Source organism: Buchananella hordeovulneris (assembly GCF_001907235.1).
Lineage (GTDB): Bacteria > Actinomycetota > Actinomycetes > Actinomycetales > Actinomycetaceae > Buchananella > Buchananella hordeovulneris.
Map to the genome: position 1 here is coordinate 152,971 of NZ_MQVS01000007.1, position 6,097 is coordinate 159,067.

The window sequence follows — 6,097 nt, forward strand, 5'->3', positions numbered from 1 at the left end:
AACCGAACCTGTCGCCCACGCGTTCCAGTGAAGCCCCTTGCTCATACATGGCACGCATCAGCCGAATCTTGCTGGTCGATGGTGAGTGGTTGCGGAGGATGACACCGCGTTCTCGCAGGAGGCGAGCGAGTCGCTCGTGTCCAAGGCCGACCTCTCGGGCCACGGCTTTGAGGGACCCGCCGGCAGCGTAGGCGGCTTCCGCTCGTTGAAGAAGGCCTTCGGATGCCCGCGGTGACCGCCGCGGTTGGCGTCTCCGGCGCTGCGGTCCGTGCCGTCGAGCGCGGATCGACTGGTGTACTCGCACCATCTGTATCACCGGTGGGGCAAGTTTCGACAAGCCTCCCGCTAGGTCCACCAATACCTATTATGACAAGGCCGAGGCCGCTGATGCGGTCTCGGCCTTGTTGTGTCCGGGCGGGTGGGGGGCCAAGGTGCACGCCGGGCCTTTGTCCTATAACCCTATAACCCCGATGCCGCAGTGATCAGTACGAGCGGGGGACAGCTGGTCCAGCACCTGCCGCAATAACCGCACCGACCCCGATACCTCGCTCAACACCCGGTACGTGTCAGCTGGCTCCTCAAACGCGCGAGTCGCGTGCGCCATCCCACGCAACCCTTCATAGGCCTCAGCAGCATCAGCAACCGGATCAACAAACGTCGCCATCCCAACAGTCCTCTCTACGCATCGGCGGTACGCCTACGAGGGAGGTGCGCTCGGCTGCACGCAGGAAATGTCAGTGGTGGTCGCCAGACTGGCGATAGCGCAGAGAGGAGAAGACGAGATCGAAGCCGTCAGAGCCCTGCCCGGGCTCATCAAGGACTGGAAGGCCAATAGTGGTCTGATTTACCAAGTCGTCGGATGCCTCGCTGGGGTGCTGACAATTGCCGCCTACGTTCGCGAGCAACGCCCCAATGAGGTGCTTGCAGCCGCCATGCACGCCATGGGGGCTTCGGGGATCGGAGGGTGGTTCGAGTCCGGCCTCCCACCCTTACTTGCCGAGCCGCATGTTGGGGCAAGCCGCACACTCGTGTCGCTGGCAGCATTGGCTGTCCTGACGATGCTGTTCAAACCGTTCTTCAACGCCAAACGTGACGACTGGCCTATTGACCTTCAGGCCCGAGGCCTCTTGGGCTCGCGCGCAGCCGTCACGACGTGGGTGTTACTCATGTTCGCTGCTCAATTCGCGTCCATAGCATGGGTGGCTGAGTGGTTGTGTTCACAAGTGCTGGTCGCTGTGATTGTTACCGTCGTGACTGCTTTGATCCTCGGACTGGCATATGTTGCTGCGCGCAGACTCCAGATGCACAGTCTTCTCGATGCTGCTGGCGCCTGGCTCACTCACATGGTGGCGAGCGCAGGCGCAGTCGTGATCATGACGGGATTCGCCTTGGCGTTCGCCGTTATCGGGCCAGTCTTAGATGCCGCATCCTGGCTCTTCACAACAGAATCTGATGTGTACTCAGAGGCCAAGCGACGGGTCGCACAAGAACTCGCCCGTTCGCAGCAGCCAACCGGAGGGCTCCGGTTGTCGTCGCAACTAGACGCGTCAGACTTGGCGGCATGGGGGTAGGACTGTGGCGGTGAAGGCTTGTGCTCGTTTTCGGCGAGGAGTCGGGTTTCGCAGTTGGCTTGGATGGCGGCTTGTTTGAGGGCGTCGAGGTCTTCGATCGTGGTGGCGGCATCCTTGGCAAGCTGCACTCTGACCACCGCAGCCGCAGCAGGACCCGCAGCGGCAGCAGACCCGCCCGACGCCGCACCCGGCCCGGAAGCCCCGGCCCTCCCACCAGCGCCAGCTCCGGCTTCGGTTCCGCCCTGGGAGACTGAGGGGTTCGGGGTGCTGGGTTTCCTCGGCTGCTTCCCGCCTCCACCGCCGTTGCCGCTGTTGTTGCCGTCGCGGAATTGCTGGGGGTTGCCTGGTTGCCGGTCCGGTAGCGAGATGGGGCGGTTGAGGGAGTTCTTGGCGTCTTGCTCGGCACCGATCGCGTGGTACGAAGCCGACGAAGCTGATTAACCGGTACGTCAGATATGGGGAGAACGCGGTCATCGCCATCAGTACGACCCCGGCCAGCGGGTCACTGATCGAGGACAGGTCCCCATCGATCGGCGCGGCGACCTGGGTGATCGCGACCAGGAACATCACCACCAGCACGAGCTTGGAACAGATCAGCGCGACCACGAACATCGCCCACTTACTGATCCACCCCCGCGTGACGTCCCACGACGACCCCGACAGGGCCAGGGGTGCGAACACGATCGCGACCAGCAGCAGCGCCTTGCGCACCAGCAGCGAGAGCCACACGATCGCCGCGGAGGTGATCGCAAGCCCGGCGAGGAATATCGTCATGATCGCCCCCACCCCCGGGACGGCGATATTGATCGCGGTCAGCCCACCGGCGAGGATCGTGATCTTCTCGCCCATCGATTCGGTGGTCTCCCCGGCGGCTTGGACGATCCCGATACACAGCTGGTCGACCACCTCCAACAGCAGCCCAGTCAGCGTGATCACCACGAACGACCCCAACACGCTCTTGGCGAGGCCAAGAGCGGCGCGGCTCAGGGCCGTCGGGTCACGACGGATGAGGCCGGTGATCAGTTGGAGGCAGAAGAACAGCAGCATCACGAACACCGCGATGCCGAACATCAGGTTGTAGACCGACAGGTAGCCAGTACTGGTGATGTCGACCAGCGTGGTGGCGTCGAAGACGTTCCACACCGCCTCGAACAACCAGCCCGCCGCAGAGCCCATGGCCTGGGCCAGCCAGTCGAACGGGGCCGACACCAACGACGCGGCGGCCTCACCAGCAGTTTCGCAGACACCTGAGATGACGGGCAGATCGCACACACCCACCGCAATCACTCCTCACACACGCGGGTTGGAACGGTTGGGTAGGGGTTAGACGGACTGGCCGACGTTCCAGAAGAAGTTGATCAGCGTGACCGCAGCGCCGCAGATGATCGCTGCTCCGCACGAGACCAGGACACCGACCTTGCCGCGGCCGGCCAGGTGCGGGTTGGACGAGTTCGCGCCGAACCCCCACACGATCGCCGAGGTGATCAGCGCCAGCACCGACAGGATCAGCCCGATCATCATCACCGCCCCCACGATCGTGCGCAGCTGCGAGATACCCGGCAGCCCGTTGTCGTTCGGGGTGATGTTCACATCCAGCGGCACCAGCAACGGCAGGTTCGGCACCACAGCAGTAACAAGATCAATCACGACAAGCTCCTCACAAGCAGAAGTCCTGCCACCGGAAACCCCGGACCAGCAGGAAACCAGAAAGGTCTGCCAGTCAGGTGCGCGCGGTGGTCCGGGCCGTCAGGAGTTGAAAGCTGCTGCCGGGCTGGGCGTCGGTCAGGAAGACGCGCTGTAGTCGGTCAGGCCGATGGTGTTGCCCCAGGGATCCCGGATCTCAATGGCCCAGCCGCTGCGAATGAGCTGCGGTGCCACATCGAACTGGTCGGCCAGATTGCGGGCGTCGGAGACTTTGAACCACGTGGCTGAGCACTCACGCCGATGCCACCTCTTGCTTCTAGCTCAGTGTTGATGTAGCTAGTGGCGTTGCCACGGTGTCTCGACGGCGTGACGGTCGTAGTGCTGTCGCACCCATGCGACAGCAGCGTCCGGGTCGAGGCCGTCGAGGATCGTCATGGCCGCCAAGACCGTGCCGGTGCGGCCGCGTCCGCCACCGCAGGCAACTTCGACACGCTCGACCTCAGCGGCTCGCCACATATCCTCAATGACGCTCCAGGCCCGCTCGCGAGACAGCGGCAGCCCGAAATCCGGCCAGCGGAGCCAGGCGTACGGCCACACGGGGGCCGGGTCGCGCCACATGGCGTAGAGACCACGTTCAGGAAGGGTCTCGGGTACCGCCGACCAGCGGCGTCCTCTGACAAGACGTCCGCTCGGCAACGGCATCACTCCGGCCGCGCTCGCATCCCACAGCACGATGTCCCTTGTCCCCTGGGAGGCCTCACGTGGGATCAAGCAGAAGTGTGTGCCCATCTCGCCCGCAGGGCAACAGCAAGTTGACAGACTCCCAGGTCTTGGGTGACGGCTGGCTGTACTGCGACAACCACCACAGGCCGCGCGCCGCCTGTGGTGGTTGTCATCTCTATCTCATGATCCATCCAACGTCCCTGCTTCATTCGGAGGCTAGGTCGCCCGCTCGGCGTAAAGGGGTGCAACTCTCGTGTTCTCACTCGCCGGAGTACGAGCCCACAGACCAGTGATTACCTTCTGGATCTGCGACGGTGGCGACACGACCGCCGTAGGGCTGATCGGCGGGGTCTTCGATGGTCGTGGCGCCGTTTGCCAGAGCCTTGTCATAGATTGCGTCGACGTCAGCGTCTGTCTCGACCACGAGGTAGCAGCGGGCCTGGCCCGCCGTGTCCGGGATTTTGTGGGGGCCTGCATGTCGGATTGAGCCAAGCATGATACCGCCCGAATCACGCCAGCGCAGTTCGGCATGCTCGACCCGGCTGGGGTCGTCGTCGTTGCGGACAACGAGGATTTGCTCGAAACCGAGCGCGGCGAGGAATGCCAGACCCTTGTCGGCATCGGCGTAGGTGAGGGAGTGAAACAGCTGGGGTTTGGTTGTCGTCATGTGGTCAATCATAGTTGGCGACAAGTGCCAGGTCTTGAAGGTTTGGGAAGTCTTCGGTTCGAGATTTGGGACTGCCTCCGACGAATCCCTTCCATTCCCGTGAGAGGTGCGACTGGTCGGCAAAGCCGCACCTGCTGGCCGCTTCGGTCAGGGATGCTCCTGATGCGACGAGTCGCTGGGCGTTCTCGAAGCGCGCCAGACGGCTGATCTCTTTGGGCGACAGGCCAAACTCTGCCCGGACACGGTTATTCAGGTGGCGTCGGGAGTACCCCACCTCGGCGGCCACCTGAGCAACGGGAAGGCCACCCCCAAGGAGACGCCACGCCGCTGTCACCGTGGGGTCGGGGGTCCACCTATTCAGCCGGGCCAACAGGATTGCTTCCGCGACCGCAAGTCGGTCTGTCCACGAGGTGCGATTGGCAATGGCTTCATGCTCGTCACTGGTCAGTCCTCGTGGCAGGTCGTCTATGTCGACGGTGTGTTCTGCCACAGAGCCGATCGGTGCGCCGAAGATTGCTCTGCATCCGATCGGTGTGACAGCCAGATGGATACCTCGTTGCAGCCCGTGCGTGTGGATCAGCGTCGGCCGCAGATGAAGGCCGGAGATCGAGCACCAGCGCGCCGTGGATTCGCTGGGTTCGTGGAGCCACCCCACATCGAGAGGCTCGTCCACTGCGATGATCACCGTGGCGGCCCGTGCTGGGCACTCCCACGTGGACGGCGTCGACCGGTAGCACCATGTCGTAGGCCACCATGGGCGCAGCCAGGCAGCCCTGAAGTGCGGGATGAACCGCCCGCGTCACAGTCGCCATGTCTCAAATCTAGCTAGAGACCACACGCTCTTCCCCTGCGGACGAGAATGCCCCGGACATCAGCGAGATGGTGCAGCTGCCTTGGTGCGACTAGATCTGGTCGCCGAGGTGGATGAGCCAGTTGAGCCAGGTGATGCCGGCGCCGGCGAGGGTGGCTGCGCCGAGGGCGACGAGGAGTCCGGTGCGGGCTTTGGTCGCAGTGGTGTGGTTGCCGTTCGCTGTGGCGATGGCCCAGGTGATGGCGGAGATGAGCATGGTGAGGACGGTGGTGACGAGGACGAATGTGAGCAGGGTGCCGTTCACGCTGTGAAGGGTGGTGTTGTCGCTGAAGGCGCCGAAGTCGGGGTAGATGTTCACGGGTATCGGTTGCCTTCCTTTACGGTGATGTGGGCGTGGGCGTAGTGGCCGCCGGTGACGTCGTTGGGGTCGTGCATGCCTCCTTTGTAGAGGTGCCAGCCTTCTTCGTAGCGGGCAAGGGACCAGATCTGGCCTTGCCAGATGAGGTACTCGACGCCGAGGGTTTCGGCGTTGTGAAGCGCCCTGGGTTTTGTTCTGTGGTTAGACGGTCGCGGGCGCGGTCGTTGTGGTGTGAGTGTAGGACGCTTCGACCGCCGCTGGGGTGGGGTAGTCAAGAGCTTCGTGGATCCGGGTCATGTTCCACCAGTGGACCCAGCCCATCG

The 6,097-nt window shown here is 63.5% G+C and carries 9 protein-coding genes; 1 reads left to right on the forward strand and 8 read right to left on the reverse strand.

Annotated features, from left to right (window positions below; translation table 11 throughout):
• Positions 1–451 precede the first annotated feature (451 nt).
• Positions 452–664, reverse strand: coding sequence for a hypothetical protein (locus BSZ40_RS11915; protein ID WP_073824977.1), 213 nt, complete (start codon positions 662–664; stop codon positions 452–454).
• 73 nt (positions 665–737) lie between these two features.
• Here BSZ40_RS11915 and BSZ40_RS12000 point away from each other — a divergent pair, with 73 nt between their 5' ends.
• Positions 738–1,571, forward strand: a complete 834-nt coding sequence (locus tag BSZ40_RS12000) for a hypothetical protein (protein ID WP_169832937.1) — start codon at positions 738–740, stop codon at positions 1,569–1,571.
• On the opposite strand, the gene BSZ40_RS07895 is transcribed toward BSZ40_RS12000, so the two are convergent.
• The 7 genes from BSZ40_RS07895 to BSZ40_RS12540 form a co-directional block, all read right to left on the reverse strand.
• Positions 1,548–2,843, reverse strand: coding sequence for a TrbL/VirB6 family protein (locus BSZ40_RS07895; RefSeq protein WP_222842760.1), 1,296 nt, complete (start codon positions 2,841–2,843; stop codon positions 1,548–1,550). The two genes, BSZ40_RS12000 and BSZ40_RS07895, sit on opposite strands and share 24 nt — an antisense overlap.
• 51 nt (positions 2,844–2,894) lie before the next feature.
• A complete protein-coding gene (locus tag BSZ40_RS07900) occupies positions 2,895–3,218 on the reverse strand; it encodes a DUF6112 family protein (protein ID WP_073824981.1) in 324 nt (107 codons plus the stop codon).
• Between the two features lie 333 nt (positions 3,219–3,551).
• Positions 3,552–3,947 carry a phosphatase domain-containing protein gene (locus BSZ40_RS07905; protein ID WP_245793967.1) on the reverse strand — a complete coding sequence of 132 codons (396 nt, stop codon included), beginning with the start codon at positions 3,945–3,947 and terminating at the stop codon, positions 3,552–3,554.
• A gap of 250 nt (positions 3,948–4,197) precedes the next feature.
• Complete coding sequence (locus BSZ40_RS07910) at positions 4,198–4,605, reverse strand: VOC family protein (RefSeq protein ID WP_073824983.1); 408 nt, start codon at positions 4,603–4,605, stop codon at positions 4,198–4,200.
• Positions 4,606–4,609: 4 nt separating this feature from the next.
• Positions 4,610–5,290 (reverse strand): helix-turn-helix domain-containing protein, encoded by a 681-nt coding sequence (locus BSZ40_RS07915; protein ID WP_073824986.1) that lies wholly within the window; start codon positions 5,288–5,290, stop codon positions 4,610–4,612.
• 217 nt (positions 5,291–5,507) lie between these two features.
• A complete protein-coding gene (locus tag BSZ40_RS07920) occupies positions 5,508–5,774 on the reverse strand; it encodes a DUF6112 family protein (protein ID WP_073824988.1) in 267 nt (88 codons plus the stop codon).
• Positions 5,771–6,049 carry a VldE C-terminal domain-containing protein gene (locus BSZ40_RS12540; protein WP_084542728.1) on the reverse strand — a complete coding sequence of 93 codons (279 nt, stop codon included), beginning with the start codon at positions 6,047–6,049 and terminating at the stop codon, positions 5,771–5,773. The genes BSZ40_RS07920 and BSZ40_RS12540 overlap by 4 nt, the downstream gene beginning before the upstream one ends.
• Positions 6,050–6,097: the final 48 nt, after the last annotated feature.

Coding starts and splice junctions, on each gene's coding strand:
- BSZ40_RS07910 (WP_073824983.1), bottom strand. CDS start 4,605: ATGACGACAACCAAACCCCAGCTGTTTCACTCCCTCACCTACGCCGAT.
- BSZ40_RS11915 (WP_073824977.1), bottom strand. CDS start 664: ATGGCGACGTTTGTTGATCCGGTTGCTGATGCTGCTGAGGCCTATGAA.